The sequence below is a fragment of the Providencia sp. wls1943 genome (genome assembly GCF_009706275.1).
GTDB classification, from domain to species: Bacteria; Pseudomonadota; Gammaproteobacteria; order Enterobacterales; family Enterobacteriaceae; genus Providencia; species Providencia zhijiangensis.
This window is the reverse complement of sequence record NZ_WLTU01000025.1, coordinates 125,696-147,702: the sequence shown is the minus strand read 5'-3', so window position 1 is coordinate 147,702 and position 22,007 is coordinate 125,696. Positions and strand designations below refer to the sequence as shown.

Below are 22,007 nucleotides of genomic sequence, written 5' to 3'. Positions count from 1 at the left end.
TTAATCGTGACTAGTTTTAATCACAAATCGTATTAATCGCGATTAGTCATCGACATAGTCGTAGCCATCACCCGCGGGTGCGGGTGGTGTAATCAAGACTTTATTAACCCGATGGCTATTGACCTCAAGAGGTTGGAAAATACAGCCATTGATTTCGACTTGCTCACCCACTTCAGGAACGCGTTGTAAATGTTCCATTAAAAGACCGGCAATAGTTTCATACTCACGCTTATCATCCAGCTCCATTGGGATATACATAATTAAATCTTCCAGTGGCATAAAGCCATTGGCAATCCATGTACCATCGTCCAATTTTTGAATGTCATGGCGGGAGTCATTTTCTTCATCACCAACAGGTAAGTTACCTGCGATAGTTTCCATCACGTCAGTCAAGGTAACGATACCTTCAACAGAACCAAATTCATCCACAACAAACGCAAAGTGTGTATGCGCTTTACGGAATTGTTCTAACGCTTTTAACAGTGATAAACCTTCAGGGAAAATAAGCGGTTGAGTGACCAATGCTCGCAAGTTCAGTTGTTCACCGCTAAGCTGCTGCTTCACTAAATCCAGCACATATACCACACCAATTGGGTCGTCACTGATACTTTCATCGACAACAACAAAACGAGAGTGTGGATTTTTCTCCATTAGGTCAATGAGTTCAGCGGAGGATTTATTAATATCCAAATAATCTACGTCATGGCGGGACGTCATAATACTTTCTACGTTACGTTGCGCCATACCCAGCACACGAGCGATCATTAAACGCTCTTGAGGGTCGAAAACGGATTGGTTATCTGAAATTAAGTCAGAGGTTCTCGCGTCTAATTCACCACGTTCAGCTTTACCGCTTAAAATGCGCAATACGGCTTCTGCGGTACGTTCACGCAGAGGGCGGCTGCCTTTTAAGAATTTACGGCGGTTAAACTGCGCAAACTGGTTAAGCACCTCTATCATGATAGAGAAACCAATTGCCGCATACAGGTAACCTTTTGGAATGGCGTAACCAAAACCTTCAGCCACTAAGCTGAAACCAATCATCAGTAAGAAGCTTAAGCATAGAATGACGATGGTAGGGTGCGCGTTAACGAAGTTGGTCAGTGGTTTACTTGCCCAGATCATTAACATCATGGCGATAGTCACTGCGGCAACCATGACACCGATATGGTCAACCATACCGACAGCGGTAATCACCGAGTCTAATGAAAATACCGCATCTAATACGATAATTTGTGCGACAACCGCCCAGAAATTGGAGGTTTTACGTTGGTTGTTGGTATGCTCGTCCTTTCCTTCTAACCGCTCATTTAGCTCCATAGTGGCTTTAAACAAGAGAAATATCCCCCCGATAAGCATTATCAGGTCTCTGGCGCTAAATGGATGCTCAAATAGAGTTAGAATAGGTTGGGTCAGCGTGATCAACCATGAAAGGCTGAATAACAGAATGATACGCATTACCAGGGCACACATTAACCCTGTGATACGAGCTCTATCACGCAGTTTAGCTGGGAGTTTATCGGCCAGAATGGCGATAAAAACGAGGTTATCAATACCAAGAACGATTTCAAGAACGATTAGGGTAGCTAAACCCGCCCAAATCGAAGGATCTGCGATCCATTCCATACAGTTTGTTTTACCTTCTGATATGACGGCTTATACCGACTGGTGAATAATGAGGTTTATTGACGTAAATATCAATAAAAATTCATTCAAGTAGCGTGATATTTGGCAAAAAATGATTCGATTAGTTTATCGATTGCATCAATAACTACCATGGAGCAGCATCCTGAGTTAACATGTGATCCCGTTAACAGAATGTCAGCACAATCGAGGCTGACTTGGTCCTAATCAGACAGGAGTTTTTCATGTCAAAGCAGCAGATTGGTGTTGTCGGAATGGCGGTCATGGGTCGCAACTTAGCCCTGAACATCGAAAGTCGCGGTTATTCAGTTTCTATTTTTAACCGTTCAAAAGATAAAACTGATGAAGTCATTGCCGAAAATCCAGGGAAAAAATTAGTTCCCAACTACACGATTGAAGAGTTTGTCGACTCTCTGGAAAAACCACGCCGCATCCTGTTGATGGTTAAAGCGGGTGAAGCAACGGACAAAACCATTGCTGCATTAACGCCTCATTTAGACAAGGGCGACATTTTAATCGATGGTGGCAACACGCTGTACAAAGACACTATCCGTCGTAATCGCGAACTGTCAGAACAAGGATTCAACTTCATCGGTACAGGTGTTTCTGGTGGTGAAGAAGGCGCACTGAAAGGTCCTTCAATCATGCCTGGTGGACAAAAAGAAGCGTACGAATTAGTTGCCCCAATCTTAAAAGAGATTGCAGCGAAAGCGGAAGGCGAACCGTGTGTGACTTACATTGGTCCAGACGGTGCAGGTCATTATGTGAAAATGGTTCACAACGGTATCGAATACGGTGACATGCAATTAATCGCTGAAGCTTACTCTTTATTAAAAGGTTCTCTGAACTTGAGCAATGAAGAGCTGGCGGAAACATTCTCTGAGTGGAACCAAGGCGAACTGAGCAGCTACCTGATTGAAATTACAGCGGATATCTTCAAGAAAAAAGATGAAGAAGGTAAATACCTGGTTGATGTAATTTTAGATGAAGCGGCTAACAAAGGTACCGGTAAATGGACTAGCCAAAGTGCTTTAGATCTTGGCATCCCACTGACTTTGATCACTGAATCTGTCTTTGCGCGTTATATTTCTTTCCTGAAAGATCAACGCGTTGCTGCATCTAAAGTTTTAACGGGTCCAGTACTGAAAACCGTTGAAGGCGATAAAAAAGTCTTTATCGAGAAAGTACGTCGTGCACTTTACTTAGGTAAAATCGTTTCTTACGCTCAAGGCTTCCAACAATTGAAAGCAGCGTCAGATGAATACAACTGGGATCTGAACTACGGCGAAATCGCGAAAATCTTCCGTGCTGGCTGTATCATCCGTGCGCAGTTCCTGCAAAAAATCACTGATGCTTACAATGACAACGCGCAGATTGCAAACTTACTGTTAGCACCTTACTTCAAACAAATCGCAGATGAGTACCAACAAGCTCTGCGTGATGTTGTCTGCTACGGCGTACAAAACGGTATCCCAACACCAACATTCTCAGCGGCTATTTCTTACTACGATAGCTACCGCTCAGCGGTACTGCCTGCGAACTTGATTCAAGCGCAGCGTGACTACTTTGGTGCACATACTTATAAACGTACTGATAAAGAAGGCGTTTTCCACACTGAGTGGATGGAATAAAGATAAACCGTTAGGTTATCTTCCATAAATGAAAAAAGGTGCTCAATTGAGCACCTTTTTTATTTCTAGCTTTTTATACACTTTCAGACTTCGAGTATTTCTTTCCTCACGCTTTTCCCGTTGAATACTCTGACAAAAAATAGACTAAAAAAACAAAGTAGGTATTCCACAGCATGAAAGCCAAAATAATTATTCTTACAGTATTCGGCATTATTTTTACTTTATCTTGCGCCTTTATATCCGGCATCGTGCTTTCTATGAACAAAGAGCCTAGTTCTGAGCTCCGCTATAATGGTGAGAAGCTCGGTTACAGTATTTACACCATTTATAATGATAAAGTGTATGCGAGTGTTCCAAGTAATGGCGATTATCTGATAGAGAATGCAGACCCTTCTAGCTTTACGTTATTACCTGAAAGTTCGCGTTATGAGCAGCAAGTGGCATTAGATAAAAATCATGTTTATTGTGGAAATTTAGCAATCCCTGCATTTAATCCTAACAGTGTGAAAATCGTGGGGAATGACTATTTTACCGATGGAAATCAGACCGTATATTGCTCAATGGGCTCAGTAAGGAATTATGAACTTTCAACAATGGATGAATTATTTCAGTCTTGGTTATATGGTTGGGATTTAGGGAGTAAACCGCAAACCTATATTTACCCGATGAAGCCACTTCCCGCATCATCGACGCCATATCAAGCATTATTGTCCCGTTATTTGGCAACTGACGGGCAGCGTGTTTTTTATAAAGGCGAATATATGCCGGATGCTGATCCTGTGACCCTACAGGATATTGGCTCCCTTCAGGATGATGATTCCGTGAGAGATAGCCTTCATTTTTATCGTGATAATCTTAACGTCTATTATGACCAATATAAATTGCCAATAAAGAGTCATTCTGGTTTATACAGCTTGATATTGGATGGGTTATTTCAAGAAGGTTATTTGATTGATCCACAATCTGGCAATGTGGCGATGAATGATATTTTATTTCCTGAGGAACATGCTCCTTACCAGCTAATAAGCCGTAATAGCCAGCATGTGAATCAAGCGTTATTTCTCTCTAAGGATGGCGTATTTTTCTATCATAGAGAAAAAGAAACTATTGTTCGCGCGGGAGCGAATCCATTTATTGACGGTGAATTAAAAGAAATTGCGCCTTTAGTGTTCACTCATAATAACCAAACGTATTATCTACAGGATTCCGAGATTTGGGGAACCAATAAAAATCCGGGGTTAATTTCACGGAGTACAAAAATTTATCGTTTCAATGAGACGAATAGTGCACCATGGGAAAAGGTGGGTGATTTAGATCATCGCAGATTTGGTCAGGTATGGAAAAAAGGGGATGAATATTATTATTTTGATAATCTAGGCTCCACTCAATTAATTCAATATACCATTTATCGAGTAGATAACCAGCGTACCGTGAACCGTTTATTGAACGAAAGGTTATTACCAAGAGATATTCGTGTCTTGATTGATAATGATGATTTACAGCCGATAAGAGGCACCGAAGTGGTTCATGCAATTACTAAGTATCGATAAGATTCGATATCTATACAGAAATTCTGATATTATCGATAGCCATTTTCGAAATCGCTATCGATAACTCACCTGCTCAGAATCGGTCATATGCATAAATTTCTCGCTTTATTATTACTTTTAGTCCTATTAGGGCCTCTTGGGATAGATCTGTATTTACCGACTATTCCAGCTATCGCTAAAGATTTAGGGAGTAGCGAGTCTATAATCCAATCGACCATCGGATTATTTATTTTAGTCTTAGGGATTGGACAGCTAATTTCTGGACCATTAGTCGATAGATTTGGTCGTAAGCCTATCGCTATCATTGGGTTAGCTATTTATCTAGCTGGCTCCATTGTGGCTGCATTTTCAACGACGGCAGGGTTATTTATTGCTTCTCGGCTGTTACAAGGAGTGGCTGTGTGCTGCACCTCTGTAGTGGCATTTAGTTGTGTCCGTGACCGTATGAATGGCACAGAAGCCGCAAGAGCATTTGGTTTTTTAAACGGAACACTCAATATTGTGCCCGCTTTGGCGCCTTTATTAGGGGGACTGCTGGCGGAAGCATGGGGATGGCGAGCGCCATTTTGGTTCTTGGCGATTTACGCTGTGGCCATTTTCTTGCTGATTCTATTTTTCCTACCAGAAACGCGCCCAGCCAGTTTACTGCAGGTTAAAAAGCTTCAATTTAAGAGCTATTTTCGAATTTTAACCAGCGAGCATTTTTTGATTTTCGCATTGGTAAATGCCGGTGCAATGGGCATGGCACTGACGTATGTCTCTCTGGCCCCTAGCGTACTAATGGGGGATGCTAAGCTATCGCCTCTCGAATTTTCAATTGTCTTTGGTGTCAATGGCTTCTGGATCATGCTCGCGAGTTATATCGCGAATTACTGCATTCGAAAAATGGGGCGTCCAGCGTGTTTATCAATCGGTAGTGTCATGATGGCACTTGGTTGCATCGGCTTATTATTCGGTTTGATGGTACTTTCACCTGAAATGCAAATCCATTGGTTAGTGTATATGTTGCCGGTTGCCTGCGCGTGTACAGGGCTTGCCTTTATGATGGGCACAGCGACAAGCTATGCGTTAGAGCCTTTCGGCAATGAGGCTGGGGCGGCATCAGCCCTCGTGGGGTTTGTGCAAATGGCGGGTGGCGCTGTATTAGGGTTATGTGCAATTGCGTTACCTATAGCACCGAAATTGTCCCTTGCTCTAGTGATGCTAGCGGGATGTATTTTCGGATTAATTGCAAGAAAAACCAGTATAAAACGCGCTGCCATAATAGAGAAAATAGAGTAATCGTTATGGTTAATAATCCATTATTAAAGCAGCCGAGGATCGGTTAGCGGTGATGTAGTGTGAACGCAATTACATCACCATAGAATGCGTTCTATGGTAATAAAATACTGATTTAAGGGTTATTTACCATGAAAAATAAACATTGGTCGAAAACGCAGTTATTACATGAAGTTGTTAAAAATCCCAATATCCATCTTAAAGGATGCCACAGTTATTATAGTGATTGTTGGGATGACGGTTTTGAACAATCCGTCGTGCGTTATTTACAAGGCGATGAACAGAGCCGAGATTGGCAATTAGCTTGGGATATCGACCAACTTTATATTGGCGATTATGTGTGTATTGGGGCGGAAGCCGTTATTTTGATGGGGGGAAATCATACCCATCGATTAGATTGGTTCTGTTTATACCCTTTTCTTGAATATATTGAAGAGGCCTATATTGGTAAAGGCGATACCATTATTGGCGATGGCGTTTGGATTGGAATGCGGGCATTTATTATGCCGGGAGTTCAAATAGGGGAAGGTGCGGTGATTGCGGCAAACAGTGTCGTGGTGAAAGATGTGGCGCCTTATACCATTGTTGGTGGTAACCCTGCAAAGCCAATTAATACGCGTTTTTCCCCTGATGTAATAGAGCAAGTATTAGCGTTGAAGATCTATGAATGGCATGAAGATAAATTCGAAGCATTGAAAGTGTTTATTTGCAGTTCGGATTTTCAGGCCTTAAAAGAGGCTAGCGAGCGGTATGATGAGACTCATTAATGGGTAATAGTGCTTAAAATCTCTTTTTTTAATTTGAAGGGTTATCGCTCGATAGCCCTTTTTAGGATTAATCACCCATCATTTTGTGACTACCTTGGCTTATTTATTACCATAATACGAGTACGTTAATTAGGCAGTAAAGTGTTAGGTTTGCTCATGCAGTATCAAACTCATGCAGTTTTAATTTGAGTCAACGCCTATGAAAAAATTAACTTGTCGTATTTTTCATTTATTGGCTTCTCATCGTTGTATTTTGTTGTTTCCCATTATTAGTAGCTGTTTTTCCTCTTTTCTTTATGCTTCCTCGGAAAAAGCGGTCGCGTATCCTGCACCGATTAATATTAGTCAGATTGAAATCAAATATAATGATCAATTGGATTACCCTGAGATAATTGGCAACATCACGAATGTTCCAAATGTTGTTTTATATCAGACCTATATTAGATTTGAGCTATTGAGGGATGGCGTGTTTATTGGGGAAACAAACTATAGAGTAACTAGCTCAATTAAACCAAAACAAACGGTAAATTTTATTGTTACTATTCCAGACTATGATGTTATACCCAATGAGCAGATTGTTGTTGAAACCATCGCTGCCTATTATTTGGATAAACCGCGTTGAGTGTCATTTAGGAGCCAGCTGATGATGATGGCTCCTAATCAATCAGTGTGATGAGTTATTCATCATTTGTGCGAATAAACTCGACTAAAGTGGGGGAAGCGATACGCTGGTAATCTTGGGTATTGAGAATAATTGAGCGTTCTAGGCTTCCCGCATTAAATGCGAGTTCATCAAAACGGTCGAATAGGTATGGGTCAGCGATAAGCTTCAGTGATGGATGAAAGCTGAATGGTGGGATGGCGCCGAAAACACAATGGGTGAGTTCATCGACTTCCTTTGGGCTAGCTAATGAGGCTCGAGTGCCGCCAATGGCTTTGGCAATCTTACCTAAATCCGCTTGTTGATCAGCAGGTAAGATGGCTAAAACATGCTGGCGAATGCCATTTCCTTTCACATGACAGACTAATCCTTTGGCACCTTGACCTAGCTGTGTGCCGCGGATTTTTGCCACTTCTTCAGATTTTCCCGCAGTTGGATGCTCCATCACGCGATATTTTGCATTTTGGCTATTCAGTAATTGAGTTAATTGCGTAAAAACGCCATTGTCGGACACAATGAGCTCCTTCAAAAGTCCACATCAAATGAGGGGAATGATAGCAAGTTCAGAGAGAGAAACAATGACGAGAGAAGAAAGTAAGGGCAGCTATCATAAAATAGTTGCCCTTAAGCCAGTTACTGATGGCGTTCTTTCAAACGCTTGATAATGGCGGTTAAATCAAGGTCTTGATCTTGCAGTAATACCATTAAGTGGTACATCAAATCGGCAGCTTCGTTGGTTAATTCTTCGCGGTCATTAACCGTGGCAGCGAGTGCAGTTTCAACGCCTTCTTCACCCACTTTTTGTGCAATACGCTTGGTGCCGCTAGCATACAGACGGGCAGTATATGAACTTTCTGGCGAGGCATTTTTACGCTCTTTCAGTAAGGTTTCTAATTCATATAAAAAACCCCATTCGCTTTGAGCCGGCGCAAAGCAGCTGGTGGTACCATTATGGCAGGTTGGGCCATCAGGCAGAACCATGGCAAGCAGCGTATCGTTATCGCAGTCAGCAACAATATTCACCAAATTCAGAAAATTGTTGGAGGTTTCCCCTTTAGTCCACAAACGTTGTTTGGTGCGAGAGAAAAAGGTGACTTTACGGCTCTCTAAAGTCACTTTCAGCGCTTCTTGGTTCATATAACCCAACATGAGAACATCACCAGAAATAGCGTGCTGAACGATGACAGGCATTAGGTTATCAACTTTTTGCCATGCAAGCTGATTACATTGTTCTGTGGTTAACATACTCTTATTTGAACTCCATTTTCTGCTAAGTATTGCTTTAAGTCACCGATGTTAATAATCTGCTTGTGGAACACCGAAGCGGCTAAAGCGCCATCGACGCCAGCGTCAGTAAAGGCGTCTAGGAAGTGGATTTTTTCTCCTGCACCGCCGGAGGCGATCAATGGAACTTGGCACACTTCACGAACTTTTTTCAGTTGTACCAGATCGTAACCTTGTCGTACACCGTCTTGGTTCATCATATTGAGCACAATTTCTCCGGCGCCGCGCTGCTGAACTTCTTTCACCCAATCAAGGGTTTTCCAGCGAGTTTGGGTGGTGCGTTTTTCATCGCCTGTGAATTGATAAACTAAATATTCGTTTGTTTCTGCGTCAAACCATGTATCGATTCCAACCACGATGCACTGAACACCAAAGCGATCAGCCAAACGGCTAATTAGGGTTGGATCAGACAATGCAGGGGAGTTGATTGAAATTTTGTCTGCGCCAAAAGAGAGGATCTGAACAGCATCTTCCACGCTTTTAATTCCACCCGCCACGCAGAAGGGAATATCAATCACTTCCGCCACTTTGGCGACCCAGCTTTTATCGACAACACGTCCGTCAGATGAGGCGGTAATATCATAGAAAACTAACTCATCAGCCCCTTCTTGGGCATAGCGTTGAGCTAGTGGGACAATATCACCGATAATTTCATGATTGCGAAATTGCACCCCTTTAACCACTTGTCCGTCACGGACATCCAAACAAGGAATTATGCGTTTTGCCAGCATTGGATTGCCTCCGTTACGGTAAATTTGCCTTCTAATAATGCGCGACCCACAATTACGCCTGCTGCGCCAGAAGCTGGCAGTGCGGCGATATCGTTTAAATTACCAATTCCACCAGAAGCTTGTACCTCTATATCAGGGAATTTTTGGCTGATTTCGCGGTATAACTCCACATTGGAGCCCGCCAGCGTGCCATCTTTGGAAATATCGGTACACAGCACATGCTTTAAGCCATAAGGGCGATACATTTCAATGGCTTGCTCAAGGGATAAGTTTGAATTTTCTTGCCAACCACTAATGGCAATTTCTTTGATGCCTTGAGCATTAATACGCACATCCAGTGCTAGTACGATAGCGTCGCCACCATAACGTTGAAACCACGTTTTGACTAACTCTGGTTGGGTCACTGCCGTCGAGCCAATCACCACGCGAGTCGCACCTGCATCTAGCAGTGCTTTGACATCGTCTTCAGTACGAATTCCCCCCCCAACTTGCACGGGAACAGTCACGCCTGCCAGCAGTTTTTTCAGCAGAGGAATTTGACGTTTCTGTGGGTCTTTAGCGCCAGTTAAATCCACTAAGTGCAGCAGTTTTGCCCCTTGCTTTTCATAATCTTGTAAGCGAGGAAGTGGGTCGGTGCCATAGTCCGTTTGTTTGGCGTAGTCCCCTTGATGTAAACGCACAACGGTGCCATCAATTAAATCTAATGCTGGTATGATCATGGTTTTTACATCTCCAAGAAATTTTGGATCAAGCGAGCACCCGCAGCACCCGAACGTTCTGGGTGGAACTGCACACCATAGTAATTATCTTTATTCACGGCACTACTAAACAGGTTGCCATATTGTGTTTGCGCGATGGTGTTGGCGGAAATAGGCATTGAATAGCTGTGGACGAAATAAAAATAGGCATCGTCGCTTACCCCCTTAAACAGGGGATTGCCCGCGAGTGCTTTCACTTGATTCCAGCCGCTGTGAGGGACAGGTAAGCCGTTTGCATCCATTTTGCGTACGGGGCTGTCGATTAACCCTAACAGTGGAATTTCTGTTTGGCCTTCTTCACTGATACTGCCGAGTAATTGCATCCCCAAGCAGATACCTAAAACGGGTTGAGTTAGCGCTTTAATTAAAGGGATAAGTTCACGCTCAGCCAGTTTTTCCATAGCGGCGCTGGCAGTGCCAACTCCGGGCAGAAAAACTTTGTCTGCTTGTAAAATGGTGTTGGTGTCGCGGCTCACAGTCGGCTCATAACCTAGGCGTTTAACGGCATAGGCGACGGACGCTAAGTTTGCGCAGCCAGTATCGAGGATCACAACCTTCATTACAGAACTCCTTTAGAACTTGGCAAGGTATCCCCTTCAACACGGATAGCTTGGCGTAAGGTACGACCAAAAACTTTAAACAGGCTTTCCGCTTTGTGGTGATCGTTTTTCCCTTTCGTTTTCAGGTGTAGCGTGCAGCCCATCGCGTAGGATAACGAACTGAAGAAGTGCTCGATCATTTCAGTGCTTAGGTCACCTACGCGCTGATATTTAAATTCTGCTTTATATTCAAGGTGTGGACGCCCCGAAATATCCAGCGCACAGCGTGCTTGGCATTCGTCCATCGGTAATACGAAACCGAAACGGGCAATGCCGCGTTTATCACCGAGTGCGACGCGCAGCGCTTCGCCGAGTGCTAGACCTGTATCTTCCACAGTGTGGTGATCATCAATGAACAGGTCGCCATTAACTTCAATGCGTAAGCGGAAGCCGCCGTGAGTTGCGATTTGGTCTAGCATGTGGTCAAAGAAGCCAACGCCTGTGTTGATTTTGCTGCCGCCTTCTTGGTCAAGCCACACTTCTACTTGGATGTTGGTCTCTTTGGTGACGCGTTCGACTAAGGCATAGCGGTTACGTTTAGTGAGTTGGTTGGTGATGGTATTCCAATCCAGCTCTTTGGTGCTGTAGCGTAGCCCTTTGATGCCCATATTTTGAGCGAGCTGAATATCTGTCTCGCGGTCGCCGATGACATAGCTGTTTTCGATATCGAGAACACCGTCGTTGAGGTAGCTTTCCACCAGCTTGATTTTTGGCTTACGACAGTCGCAATTGTCTGCAGGCATGTGTGGACAAATCAACACGTCATCAAAGCGGATGCCTTGAGATTCAAATACCTGCATCATTAAATTGTGAGGCGGATCGAAATCTTCTGTCGGGAAGCTCTTGGTGCCTAAACCATCTTGGTTGGTGATCATCACTAAGCGATAGTTGGCTTTTTGCAGTGCTAATAGGCTTGGAATGACATCCTTTTCAAAGGCGAGCTTACTGAGGCTATCCACTTGATAATCTGTCGGTGGTTCGGTAATTAATGTTCCATCACGGTCGATAAAAAGAATTTTCTGGCTCATGACTATTTCCTAATTAGCAAAGTGCTTTAATCGCTTCAATGACACGGACGTTTTCAATTTCGGTACCAATGGTGATACGCAGGCAGTTGATCAGCCCCGGCTGCTTGCTTTGATCGCGTAAAATAATGCCTTGATCCCACAGCGCTTTAAACACTGTAGCGCCGTCGGTAAAACGCACCAAAATATAGTTGGTTTCACTTGGGTAGACGGTTTCGACAATCGATAAGTCACGCAAAGCTTCTGAAAGCGCAATACGATTTTCGCGAATTTCTAACACGCGTTTTTTCATGATGGCGATGCCATCTGCGTTTAGGGCTTTTTCAGCTATCAGCGCCACAGGGGTAGAGAGCGGATAAGGGGCGATGACTTTCAGTAAAACTTCAATCACTTCAGGGGATGCCAAGGTAAATCCACAGCGTAACCCTGCTAGCGCAAATGCCTTTGATAAGGTTCTTAAAATCACTAGGTTTGGGTATTTGGCAAGCCAGCTCGCGACGCTGAATTCTGGGCAAAATTCAATATAAGCTTCATCGACCACTACCAGCGCGCGACCTGCAGCCATTTCTAATACTTCCAGCAGTGCTTGGTTATCGATGATGTTGCCCGTTGGGTTATTTGGGCTACAGATGTAAATCAGTTTGGTATTCGATAAGTTTTCGCGGATAGCGGTGACATTCAGTGACCAATCGGGTAACGACAGAATTTTTTTCTGTTCTACACCAAAGGTTTCTGCGCTGACGCTGTACATGCCATAGGTTGGCGGGCAGAACATCACTGCGTCTTTACCGGGCTCGCAAAATGCACGAATTAATAATTCGATAGATTCATCAGCGCCACGGCACACTAAGACTTGTTCAGGTGATAACCCTGCATAGGCCGCATAGTTGTTAATTACGCCAGCAGGTTGCGCCTCTGGGTAACGATTAAGATTACGCTCAATAAACTGATAATCCGGTGCTGTTGGGTATTCGTTGGCATTGAGCCATACATCCCCATTCCCCCCAAGACGACGAGCAGACATATACGGGGTCATCACTTTTACATTTTCGCGTGCGAGGCTGGCTGCGTTAAACGTCTGGCTCATGGTTCACTCCTGATTTTGTTTTTTTAGTTCGGTGACTCGTAAGGTAACGGCGTTTTTGTGGGCAGTTAGCTGTTCTGCTTGCGCCAAGGTTTCTATGGTGTTGGCTAATCCTAATAACCCTTGAGCCGACAGTTTTTGTACCGTCATTCTTTTCATAAAGTCGGCTAAGCCAAGGCTTGAGTAGGTTGATGTGTAACCATATGTCGGTAATACATGGTTAGTGCCGGAAGCGTAATCCCCCGCGGATTCTGGTGACCAATCCCCAACAAACACCGATCCTGCACTGGTGATAGATTCCACCAAATCATCGGCATTTCGAGTTTGCAGAATTAAGTGTTCAGGCCCGTAGCGGTTACTGATTTCAACACATTGGTTGATAGAGTCCGCGATGATCACACGGCTTGCATTGAGGGCTTCACGCGCAATAGATGCCCGAGATAATACAGCAAGTTGCTTTTCGGTCTCTTCAATAACGCGTACCGCAAAATCCGCGTCGTCGGTGAGTAAAATTACCTGAGAATCCGGCCCGTGTTCTGCTTGGGAGAGCAAATCCGATGCCGTAAATGCAGGGTTAGCTTGGCTATCGGCAATCACCAACACTTCAGATGGACCCGCCGGCATATCAATGGCTGCGCCTTGGTAGCTTTGGCTAACTTGGCGTTTGGCTTCCGTGACATAGGCATTGCCAGGTCCAAAAATTTTATCAACACTCGGAATGCTTTGGGTACCAAATGCCATCGCTGCAATGGCTTGGGCGCCACCGACTTGGAAAATGTCAGTAATGCCGCACAGTTTGGCTGCATATAAAATTTCGTCTGCAATTGGTGGAGGCGAGCAGAGAATAATGTTGCGGCATCCGGCGATATTCGCAGGCGTTCCCAGCATCATGACAGTAGAAAGTAATGGTGCGGAGCCACCCGGAATATACAGCCCGACGGAATCAATCGGGCGGGTCACTTGTTGGCACACCACGCCTGCTTGAGTTTCAACGGTGATCGGCGCAGGTTTTTGGGCTTCATGGAAGCGGCGAATATTGCCAATCGCCGTGTTCATTGCCGCTTTAATGTCATCGCCAAGGCGAGCTTGGGCTTCATCAACGGCTTCTTGTGAAACACGAACAGAGGTAATGTCTGTTTTATCAAAACGTTGGCTCAGGGCGATGAGGGCCGCATCTCCCTCTGTACGCACTTGGTCAATAATTTGACTGACTGCGGCGCTAATGTTGCCAGAGGCGGCAATAGCAGGGCGCATCAGTAAAGCTTCTTGCTGCTCTTCAAGACAGTCTGACCAGCGAATTGGTTGATTGAATCCCAGTTCCATGGCGAATTACTCCATCATTTTTTCAATTGGTAAAACAAGAATTGAACTTGCGCCCAAGGATTTCAGTTTTTCCATGGTTTCCCAGAATAGGGTTTCTGAACTGACCATGTGCATTGCAACGCGGCTTTGGTCGCCAGCTAATGGCAGAATGGTTGGGCGCTCAGCACCCGGTAACAGTGCGATGATTTCTTCGAGTTTTTCACCCGGAGCATGCAGCATAATGTATTTTGATTCGCGCGCTTGGATAACGCCTTGAATACGCGTCATCATGCGGTCAATTAACTGTTGCTTATCGGCTGACATTTCGCCATCACGCTGAATTAAACAGGCTTTTGAGCGGTAGATGACTTCCACTTCTTTTAAGCCGTTTGCTTCAAGGGTTGCGCCTGTAGAAACGAGATCACAAATGGCATCGGCTAAACCAGCGCGTGGCGCGACTTCTACAGAACCGTTCAGTAAGCAAGATTTAAATGTCACGCCTTTTTCATCAAAATAGCGTTTTAGTAGGTACGGGTAAGAGGTGGCGACACGGGAACCATTCAAGCATTCTGCCCCGGTATAATTGAAGTCTAATGGCGCAGCTAGAGAGAGGCGGCAGCCACCAAAATCAAGGCGACGTAATGTTGTAAATTGTGGGTTTTCACCGCGAGCTTGGCGGCTTAATACTTCTTCTTCCAGTACGTTTTCACCAATAATACCGAGATCAACAACACCGTCCATTACCAGCCCTGGGATATCGTCATCACGTACACGAAGTAAATCAATAGGCATATTTTCTGCATAAGCAATCAGTCGTTGCTGTTGTAAATTGATTTTAATGCCGCAGCGAGCTAGTAGCTCTCTTGATTCTTCGCTTAGGCGTCCTGATTTTTGTATTGCGATACGTAAACGTGATTTGTCCAACATAATTTTGCTCCACATCCCTAAAATATCTTTTTGATTAATAATAAAAAAAACCCTCGGAAGATAATCTTCCGAGGGTTTTCTCAATTCGCATTTCAGCCACCGGAAGAGTCGTTGATCGTCTTCCAGCACACATCGCCCGAAAGACTAATCAGGATGATGGTGATGATGATGGTTGCGTGAAATACGAGTCATAATAGTTTCCGTTTAGTTATTTGGATAATTGCTTAAACATTCAATACCAATCAAGCTATCCGATTTCATACTATGAATGCAACCCTTTTTTTCAAAAAAACTCATAATAATTAGTTCCCGGTTTTTTATAGTGATTAATCCCTTGGAAAATAGCTTCGGAAGTTGAATTATTTTCAGCTAATCTATGAGGCATTGATGTAATCATTTTCTCAGAATGCGGGACAGTCTTATGAAAAAAATCACCATTATTGGTTTAGGTTGGTTAGGGGTTCCTTTAGCGAGTCGCTTGATGGCGCAGGGAATGACGGTAGCGGGAACGAAAACCAGCCTAGATGGTATTGAAGCCGCTCGAGGGGTCGGCATTGATTGCTATCCGCTGCGGTTAACACCTGAATTACAATGCGATACCGATGATTTAAGTGAATTAATGAAGGGGGCTGATGTGATGGTAATTTTATTACCACCATCGAAAGTCAGTCTTTCAGAGTATATTGTCGCTATTGAGAAGTTAGTTGATAGCGCAATTAACTATAAAATTCCGAGAGTCATTTTTACATCATCGACTTCTGTCTATGGTGATGTGGATGGTGTTATTGATGAAGGTGCGCCATTACTTGGCGAAACCGCCTCAGCACAAGCGTTAATTGCAGTTGAACAATGGCTTCATGGCTTACCTAATATTCGAGTGGACGTGCTGCGATTAGCCGGTTTAGTGGGTGAAAAGCGTCATGCAGGACGATTCTTAGCCGGGAAACAGCAAGTCAAAGGGGCTAATCAGCCAGTTAATATGGTGCACCAAGATGATGTGATCGCCGCAATTTTGTTGTTGATCCAGCAATCCAATGGTGGGCATACCTATAATTTATGTGCGCCTGAGCATCCGACGCGTCGGCAATTTTACACTGAAGCGGCAAAGTCATTAGGCTTAACGCCGCCAGAATTTGCGCTTGAAGAGCATGAAATGGCAGGTAAAACTATCGACGGGGATCGTATTTGCCAAGAAATGGGGTTTGAGTATGAGTTTACCCACCCACTTTATATGCCGATGAGTTAAATGAAAGCCGTGGCGCTCAATACAAACGCCACGCTAAATGCTTATTTGATAGGTAACATCACAATTTCTTGGAATGCAGGGCGTTTGGTCAGTGTTTGATACCAGCGCTCTAAATGAGGAAATTCAGGGCGCTCTGTCACAATTTCATGCCATGGGTAGAACAGTGGCGCGATGGCGATATCCGCAATACCAAATTTATCTCCGCTAAAATAGGCCTGAGTCGCCAGAGCATCATCCGCAATTTTCAGCAGTTTTTCGATATTTTGATAAATGATTTTGGCTTGAGCTGGATCTCTATCCGCTTCAGGAACGCGAACGATTTTGTTCATCATCTGCTTGATATGGTCAAATAAATTAGCGCTACTCCAATCCATCCATTTATCTGCCGCCGCTTTTTCCTGTAGATCACGGGCTAACAATAGGTGAGAGTGATCATACTTTTCCGTAAGGTAACGTAAAATTGCATTGGATTCCCACAGGGTAAAGCCTTCATCCTGTAAAGTTGGAATTGTGCTGTTTGGATTCATTTTCTTATATTCAGGTGTATCAACACCACCGAATGGGCCACCAACATCTTTTTGATTATAAGGAATATTCAGCTCTTTCAAGCACCACAGTACTTTTTTCACGTTTGAAGAGTTAGTACGTCCCCAGACAGTTAACATTGGAATCTCCCATGACTATGTTTTAACTTAAAGACGGTATTTTTGACCTAAACAAGATAGATGAAATTAATGAATTGAGAAACTTTATTATTTATTAATTGCGGTGGTCATCATCACTTATTTTGTTTAGGGTATGGGGGGATTTTGATAAACGTAATATTTTGCAGTATCTCGATGAATTTGACTGCATTTTTGGTTTCTAGTGAATATTTTATTAAAAATGGTTTGATTGTGATGAACGCTTTGAATAGCAATACTAATAGTAAAGGAGTAACCAATGAATAAAACAACATTGTCCTCAGCAATTCGAGGAACAGGTATCGGGTTTAGTCTATTCGTTGTGATGAGCACCAGTAGTTATGCCGCTCAGACACCAGTTGCTCCACAAGTTGACGCAAAAGCGTTTGTATTAATGGATTATAACAGCGGTAAAATTTTGGCTTCAGGTAACCCTGATGAGCATTTGGATCCTGCAAGCCTAACCAAGATCATGACTAGCTATGTGGTCGGGCAAGCGGTCAAAGCGGGAAAAATTACGCCGCAAGATATGGTGACAGTCAGTGAAGCCGCTTGGGCGACAGGCAATCCAATTTTAAAGGGTTCTTCCTTGATGTTCTTGAAGCCGAAAGACCGTGTTTCAGTGTTGGATTTAAATAAAGGCGTGGTAATTCAATCTGGGAATGATGCCAGTATCGCCTTGGCTGAACACGTTGCAGGGAGCCAAGAATCTTTTGTTGACCTGATGAATGGCTACGTCCAAAAAATTGGCTTAACCAACACCCATTTTAAAACCGTACATGGTTTAGATTCTGAAGGGCAATACAGTACCGCTCGGGATATGGCGGTGTTAGCGCAAGCGCTGATCCGCGATGTGCCTGATGAATATGTATTGCATAAAGAGAAAGAGTTTACTTTCAATAATATCCGTCAACCTAACCGTAACCGTTTATTGTGGAGCCAAAACCTTCATGTCGATGGCGTGAAAACAGGGCATACCAGTGGGGCTGGTCATAACCTAGTGGCATCAGCAACTGATGGTCCTATGCGCTTGATTTCAGTCGTTTTGGGTGCGCCGAGTGACCGCGTTCGTTTTTCTGAAAGCGAAAAGTTACTCACTTGGGGCTTCCGTTTCTTCGAAACAGTGACTCCGATTAAAGGGGATGTAGTTTTACAGAAACAACGTGTTTGGTTTGGTGACATTTCAGAAGTACCTTTAGGGGTCGAAAAAGATGTGGCAGTGACCATTCCAAAAGGTCAGTTACAGAATCTGAAAGTGGATATCAAATTGGATAATGACTCCCTTGAAGCGCCTTTAGCATTGAACCAAAAAGTGGGAACGATTAACTTTATTCTTAACAATGAAGTGATTGAACAGCATCCATTGGTTGCAAAGCAAGCCGTAGAGGAAGCTGGATTTGTAGGGCGTATTTGGGATTACATAATGAAAACCATTACTGGCTGGTGGAATGCCATTTTTGGATGATTAAAGCCTAATTATAAAATTAATATATATGGAGACCTCTTTATGAGGTCTCTTTTTTTTGTAATAAATAACATTAAATAAACTTACAGATAAACTTCAATTGAAATATTTTTAAATCAATTTAATAATCATTTTAATTGTTTGAGAGCTAACTATTTTACTGTTATTTAAATATTAATGACTGAAATTATCTCATTCAATTTCATAATATATTTATTAATTTAATTAATTGAAATGGAGAATTATCAATGGGCATTTCCATGGAAGAAAGAATGCAACAGCTGTCCTTACAAAAAAATACGCAAGGGATTGGGGAAAACAGCGTTAATGGCGGNCGGTCGTGCAGATAACCGTGGTGAAAATAGTGGCGTGATGAAGTCTGGCGATGCGACGGATTCTGGCAAAGGTGGAGGCTCTGTAACTGGTGGTAATACGTTAAACCTGCATACCAATAACCATATTATGGGAGGCGGTGCTGCGCGTAACGATGGCGATAATAATGGCGAAATTGAAGGGGGGCATAGCACCAACTTGGGTTTAAATAATAATGAACTGAACGGGGGAGCTGCGACAAATGAGCTGGGTTCAGTAAATCATGAAAACTCCTTTATTAAAGGGGGTAATGCAATTCGTGAATTACAAAGTGGGATCGAAAAATATCAAGGTATGCAAAAACAGCTAGCGGATGCAAATAAGGAAATTATCCGTAAAAATAATGAATTACTGAAATTACAAAAAGATATTGAATCTCAAAGCGCTGAGTTACAGAAGCAGCAACAGGCGTTAGCGGAGCAAGCACACCAATCGAAAGAGACGCAAGATAAGCTGGATGCAGCTCAGCAACTTCTTGCGCAAAATGAAAAAGAGAAACAGTCATTACATAATGAATTGTTGAAGGCAAAAGGGGATGTCAGCCAACTTCGCTCAGATATGAAAGCTCAACGTAGTGAAATTGAAAAGCTCAAAGCTCTGGTAGATGCTGGCAAGCAAGAGGTTCAAGAGCTTGAAGTTAAATTAGTGCAGGCGAATGGTGATAAAGAAAAGCTCGAAGAGCGCTTAATAGCCCAGCAAAAGCGTAATAAAAAGCAGGAAGAAAAAATCATTGAAATTCAAGGCAAAATTGACGGTAAGCAAAAAGAAATTGCTGCCTTGAACGACAAGCTTGCAGATGAAGGAAAAAATACATCGGGTTTAAATACCAAAATTCAGCGTCTAGAAAATGATGTCAAAAATTTAAAGGGTATTTTAAGTAATAAAGTTGAAAAAGAATCTGAGAGCAGCTCTAAAGTCACTCAATTGGAAGAAAAAATTGCCACTCTAGAAATGGAGAAAAAAGAGTTAGATTCTATGTTACAGAGAGAGCTTCATTCTTATGCCAAACTGCTTGAAGACTATCGTCTCTATAAGCAGTCCGTTAAAACAGACATGGCAACATTTAAACAGCTCAAGCCAATGCTCTCTAAAATTGGTGATTTAGCAAACCAAGGTGAAGATATCTTAAACGATCAATCTAAAGTGTCGACAGTGACATTTGAAACAACCTTATCCTCGCGTAAAACTGAACGCTCAGCAGGAAGCACATTAGGCGGTTCTGCACAAAATTCAGGAACTAACTTAGGGATAATTAATGGTGGGAACAGTACGAGTAGCACTCAGATCAATGGCGTGGCTGTTGACGGCAGTGCGGTTGAAGTTGCTGCAGATAAATTAATTGAAAATATGAGTAGTTTGGTGGAAACCATCGAAACCGTTATTAAAGATTCGGGAGAGTCAGCAAAAGGGATGGCTGGATCGGCAGAGTTGTTTATTCAGGCTAAGACGACTCAACACATTAGCAGCATTGGTTTCTAAAATTTTGTATTGATTTTCGCCTGATAACACAAAGAGGGAAAAACTCGCGTTTATCCCTCTTTGTCATCAGCCTCAGGCCTGCGTAATAGGCAGGCCTTTCTTGATAACACTCACCAACATTGCAATGTAAGCAATAAACTATTCGCAGTGACCTAGTTTAATGGCTAAACCACCTTGGGAAGTTTCACGGTATTTTGCGTTGATATCTTTACCTGTTTCATACATGGTTTCGATCACTTTATCGAGGCACACGCTTGGCGCGCTCACTCGGCGTAATGCCATACGAGCGGCGTTTACTGCCTTAACAGACGCAATGGCGTTACGCTCGATACAAGGTACTTGGACTTGCCCACCAACAGGGTCACAGGTTAAGCCTAAGTTATGTTCCATGGCGATTTCAGCTGCAACGCACACTTGCTCTGGGCTACCCCCCATTAATTCTGCCAAACCTGCCGCAGCCATGGAACAGGCTACACCGACTTCACCTTGGCAACCGACTTCTGCACCCGATATAGACGCATTCATTTTATACAGCGTACCAATCACGCCTGAGACTAAGAAATAGCGGGTATAAGAGTTTTCGTTGACTGGGCGAATAAACTTATCGTAGTAAGCCAATACTGCAGGAATAATTCCACAAGCACCGTTAGTGGGTGCAGTGACAACACGACCACCGGCGGCGTTCTCTTCATTGACGGCAAGGGCGTACATATTGATCCAATCAATCACCGCCATTGGGTCAATGTTGTTATTGTCAGAGGTCACTAATTGACGGCGTAATGCAGCCGCACGGCGAGGAACACGCAGTGGACCTGGTAATAAACCTTCGGTACTCACACCGCGTTCAATACCCGCTTTCATGACATCCCACACCGCCGCAAGATATTCAGAAATTTCTTCTTTGCTGTGCAGGGCTAACTCGTTTTGCATCACTAATGCAGATAAAGATAGTCCCGTTTCTTTACAGTGTTTCTGTAAATCAGCCGCATATTTATATGGGTATGGGACTTGAACAGCATTCTCAGTCTCTTGACCGAAATGTTCTTCATCAACGATAAAGCCACCGCCAATGGAGTAATAATTCTTGGTATACAGAATATGATCACCCGCAAATGCAGTGATAGTCATTCCGTTTTCATGTAATGGTAGGTTGGTTGAATGGAAATTCATCCCACCTTCAGTTGGGAAATCAACTTCATGTTGGCCATTTGCCAGCAACAGTTTGCCTGTTTGCTCAACATTGCGCATAAATGCTGGGATAGCATCAATATCAATCGTATCGGGCAGATTACCTGCTAAACCCATAATAATCGCCATATCAGTGGCGTGACCTTTACCTGTCAACGATAAAGAACCATAAACATCGACGGAAATACGTGTGGTTTTAGTGAGAAGATTTTGCTGGATGAGGTCATCGACAAACTGCTTACCGGCTTTCATAGGGCCGACAGTGTGTGAGCTGGATGGTCCGATACCGATTTTAAAAATATCGAATACGCTAATCATATTCTGTCTTCCTAT

19 protein-coding genes and 1 other annotated feature are annotated in these 22,007 nt (G+C 43.4%); of the genes, 7 read left to right on the top strand and 12 right to left on the bottom strand.

The window, feature by feature from the left end; genetic code table 11:
- Positions 1-42 precede the first annotated feature (42 nt).
- Positions 43-1,626 (bottom strand): TerC family protein, encoded by a 1,584-nt coding sequence (locus tag GKR48_RS14765; RefSeq protein ID WP_154628622.1) that lies wholly within the window; start codon positions 1,624-1,626, stop codon positions 43-45.
- Between the two features lie 242 nt (positions 1,627-1,868).
- Here GKR48_RS14765 and gndA point away from each other — a divergent pair, with 242 nt between their 5' ends.
- From gndA to GKR48_RS14740, 5 genes are all read left to right on the top strand, one after another.
- Positions 1,869-3,275 (top strand): NADP-dependent phosphogluconate dehydrogenase, encoded by a 1,407-nt coding sequence (gene gndA / locus GKR48_RS14760; protein WP_108478980.1) that lies wholly within the window; start codon positions 1,869-1,871, stop codon positions 3,273-3,275.
- 173 nt (positions 3,276-3,448) lie between these two features.
- Positions 3,449-4,825: a DKNYY domain-containing protein gene (locus tag GKR48_RS14755; RefSeq protein ID WP_154628621.1), complete on the top strand. Its 1,377-nt coding sequence runs from the start codon at positions 3,449-3,451 to the stop codon at positions 4,823-4,825.
- A gap of 87 nt (positions 4,826-4,912) precedes the next feature.
- Complete coding sequence (locus GKR48_RS14750; RefSeq protein WP_154628620.1) at positions 4,913-6,106, top strand: multidrug effflux MFS transporter; 1,194 nt, start codon at positions 4,913-4,915, stop codon at positions 6,104-6,106.
- Positions 6,107-6,234: 128 nt separating this feature from the next.
- A complete protein-coding gene (locus tag GKR48_RS14745) occupies positions 6,235-6,870 on the top strand; it encodes a CatB-related O-acetyltransferase (RefSeq protein ID WP_154628619.1) in 636 nt (211 codons plus the stop codon).
- A 199-nt stretch (positions 6,871-7,069) separates the two neighbouring features.
- Positions 7,070-7,492, top strand: a complete 423-nt coding sequence (locus GKR48_RS14740) for a hypothetical protein (RefSeq protein ID WP_154628618.1) — start codon at positions 7,070-7,072, stop codon at positions 7,490-7,492.
- Between the two features lie 55 nt (positions 7,493-7,547).
- On the opposite strand, the gene GKR48_RS14735 is transcribed toward GKR48_RS14740, so the two are convergent.
- The 9 genes from GKR48_RS14735 to hisG all read right to left on the bottom strand — a co-directional run bounded on the left by GKR48_RS14735 (position 7,548) and on the right by hisG (position 15,241).
- Positions 7,548-7,976: a YbaK/prolyl-tRNA synthetase associated domain-containing protein gene (locus GKR48_RS14735; RefSeq protein ID WP_230088700.1), complete on the bottom strand. Its 429-nt coding sequence runs from the start codon at positions 7,974-7,976 to the stop codon at positions 7,548-7,550.
- Positions 7,977-8,164: 188 nt separating this feature from the next.
- Positions 8,165-8,776: a bifunctional phosphoribosyl-AMP cyclohydrolase/phosphoribosyl-ATP diphosphatase HisIE gene (hisIE, locus tag GKR48_RS14730; RefSeq protein WP_154628616.1), complete on the bottom strand. Its 612-nt coding sequence runs from the start codon at positions 8,774-8,776 to the stop codon at positions 8,165-8,167.
- Entirely contained in the window at positions 8,770-9,546 is a 777-nt protein-coding gene (gene hisF, locus GKR48_RS14725; protein WP_154628615.1) for an imidazole glycerol phosphate synthase subunit HisF, read from the bottom strand. Before hisF ends, hisIE begins: the two co-directional genes overlap by 7 nt.
- Complete coding sequence (gene hisA, locus GKR48_RS14720) at positions 9,528-10,265, bottom strand: 1-(5-phosphoribosyl)-5-[(5-phosphoribosylamino)methylideneamino]imidazole-4-carboxamide isomerase (RefSeq protein WP_154628614.1); 738 nt, start codon at positions 10,263-10,265, stop codon at positions 9,528-9,530. Before hisA ends, hisF begins: the two co-directional genes overlap by 19 nt.
- A 5-nt stretch (positions 10,266-10,270) precedes the next feature.
- Positions 10,271-10,864 (bottom strand): imidazole glycerol phosphate synthase subunit HisH, encoded by a 594-nt coding sequence (gene hisH / locus GKR48_RS14715; RefSeq protein ID WP_154628613.1) that lies wholly within the window; start codon positions 10,862-10,864, stop codon positions 10,271-10,273.
- A complete protein-coding gene (gene hisB, locus GKR48_RS14710; RefSeq protein WP_154628612.1) occupies positions 10,864-11,931 on the bottom strand; it encodes a bifunctional histidinol-phosphatase/imidazoleglycerol-phosphate dehydratase HisB in 1,068 nt (355 codons plus the stop codon). The genes hisH and hisB overlap by 1 nt, the downstream gene beginning before the upstream one ends.
- A gap of 13 nt (positions 11,932-11,944) precedes the next feature.
- Entirely contained in the window at positions 11,945-13,015 is a 1,071-nt protein-coding gene (gene hisC, locus GKR48_RS14705) for a histidinol-phosphate transaminase (protein WP_154628611.1), read from the bottom strand.
- A 3-nt stretch (positions 13,016-13,018) separates the two neighbouring features.
- Positions 13,019-14,335, bottom strand: a complete 1,317-nt coding sequence (gene hisD / locus GKR48_RS14700) for a histidinol dehydrogenase (RefSeq protein ID WP_154628610.1) — start codon at positions 14,333-14,335, stop codon at positions 13,019-13,021.
- Positions 14,336-14,341: 6 nt separating this feature from the next.
- Positions 14,342-15,241, bottom strand: a complete 900-nt coding sequence (gene hisG, locus GKR48_RS14695) for an ATP phosphoribosyltransferase (RefSeq protein ID WP_036952018.1) — start codon at positions 15,239-15,241, stop codon at positions 14,342-14,344.
- A gap of 41 nt (positions 15,242-15,282) precedes the next feature.
- Positions 15,283-15,410 (bottom strand) — a sequence feature (His leader region).
- A 252-nt stretch (positions 15,411-15,662) separates the two neighbouring features.
- On the opposite strand from hisG, the gene GKR48_RS14690 reads away from it, so the two are divergent.
- Positions 15,663-16,487 carry an SDR family oxidoreductase gene (locus GKR48_RS14690; protein ID WP_154628609.1) on the top strand — a complete coding sequence of 275 codons (825 nt, stop codon included), beginning with the start codon at positions 15,663-15,665 and terminating at the stop codon, positions 16,485-16,487.
- 41 nt (positions 16,488-16,528) lie between these two features.
- On the opposite strand, the gene GKR48_RS14685 is transcribed toward GKR48_RS14690, so the two are convergent.
- Positions 16,529-17,152: a glutathione S-transferase family protein gene (locus GKR48_RS14685; RefSeq protein WP_154628608.1), complete on the bottom strand. Its 624-nt coding sequence runs from the start codon at positions 17,150-17,152 to the stop codon at positions 16,529-16,531.
- Positions 17,153-17,429: 277 nt separating this feature from the next.
- Between GKR48_RS14685 and GKR48_RS14680 the strand changes: the two genes are divergently transcribed.
- Positions 17,430-18,635: a serine hydrolase gene (locus tag GKR48_RS14680; RefSeq protein WP_154628607.1), complete on the top strand. Its 1,206-nt coding sequence runs from the start codon at positions 17,430-17,432 to the stop codon at positions 18,633-18,635.
- 1,989 nt (positions 18,636-20,624) lie between these two features.
- On the opposite strand, the gene GKR48_RS14670 is transcribed toward GKR48_RS14680, so the two are convergent.
- Positions 20,625-21,992, bottom strand: coding sequence for an L-serine ammonia-lyase (locus tag GKR48_RS14670; protein WP_154628606.1), 1,368 nt, complete (start codon positions 21,990-21,992; stop codon positions 20,625-20,627).
- Between the last annotated feature and the right edge of the window lie 15 nt (positions 21,993-22,007).

Bases quoted from the DNA above. Each gene is read 5' to 3' on its own strand.
- hisH (WP_154628613.1), bottom strand. From the start codon at position 10,864: ATGAAGGTTGTGATCCTCGATACTGGCTGCGCAAACTTAGCGTCCGTC.
- GKR48_RS14670 (WP_154628606.1), bottom strand. From the start codon at position 21,992: ATGATTAGCGTATTCGATATTTTTAAAATCGGTATCGGACCATCCAGC.
- hisC (WP_154628611.1), bottom strand. From the start codon at position 13,015: ATGAGCCAGACGTTTAACGCAGCCAGCCTCGCACGCGAAAATGTAAAA.
- GKR48_RS14690 (WP_154628609.1), top strand. From the start codon at position 15,663: ATGAAAAAAATCACCATTATTGGTTTAGGTTGGTTAGGGGTTCCTTTA.
- gndA (WP_108478980.1), top strand. From the start codon at position 1,869: ATGTCAAAGCAGCAGATTGGTGTTGTCGGAATGGCGGTCATGGGTCGC.
- GKR48_RS14755 (WP_154628621.1), top strand. From the start codon at position 3,449: ATGAAAGCCAAAATAATTATTCTTACAGTATTCGGCATTATTTTTACT.
- hisD (WP_154628610.1), bottom strand. From the start codon at position 14,335: ATGGAACTGGGATTCAATCAACCAATTCGCTGGTCAGACTGTCTTGAA.
- hisIE (WP_154628616.1), bottom strand. From the start codon at position 8,776: ATGTTAACCACAGAACAATGTAATCAGCTTGCATGGCAAAAAGTTGAT.
- GKR48_RS14765 (WP_154628622.1), bottom strand. From the start codon at position 1,626: ATGGAATGGATCGCAGATCCTTCGATTTGGGCGGGTTTAGCTACCCTA.
- GKR48_RS14735 (WP_230088700.1), bottom strand. From the start codon at position 7,976: ATGGAGCATCCAACTGCGGGAAAATCTGAAGAAGTGGCAAAAATCCGC.
- hisG (WP_036952018.1), bottom strand. From the start codon at position 15,241: ATGTTGGACAAATCACGTTTACGTATCGCAATACAAAAATCAGGACGC.
- GKR48_RS14745 (WP_154628619.1), top strand. From the start codon at position 6,235: ATGAAAAATAAACATTGGTCGAAAACGCAGTTATTACATGAAGTTGTT.
- GKR48_RS14740 (WP_154628618.1), top strand. From the start codon at position 7,070: ATGAAAAAATTAACTTGTCGTATTTTTCATTTATTGGCTTCTCATCGT.
- GKR48_RS14750 (WP_154628620.1), top strand. From the start codon at position 4,913: ATGCATAAATTTCTCGCTTTATTATTACTTTTAGTCCTATTAGGGCCT.
- hisB (WP_154628612.1), bottom strand. From the start codon at position 11,931: ATGAGCCAGAAAATTCTTTTTATCGACCGTGATGGAACATTAATTACC.
- GKR48_RS14680 (WP_154628607.1), top strand. From the start codon at position 17,430: ATGAATAAAACAACATTGTCCTCAGCAATTCGAGGAACAGGTATCGGG.
- GKR48_RS14685 (WP_154628608.1), bottom strand. From the start codon at position 17,152: ATGTTAACTGTCTGGGGACGTACTAACTCTTCAAACGTGAAAAAAGTA.
- hisF (WP_154628615.1), bottom strand. From the start codon at position 9,546: ATGCTGGCAAAACGCATAATTCCTTGTTTGGATGTCCGTGACGGACAA.
- hisA (WP_154628614.1), bottom strand. From the start codon at position 10,265: ATGATCATACCAGCATTAGATTTAATTGATGGCACCGTTGTGCGTTTA.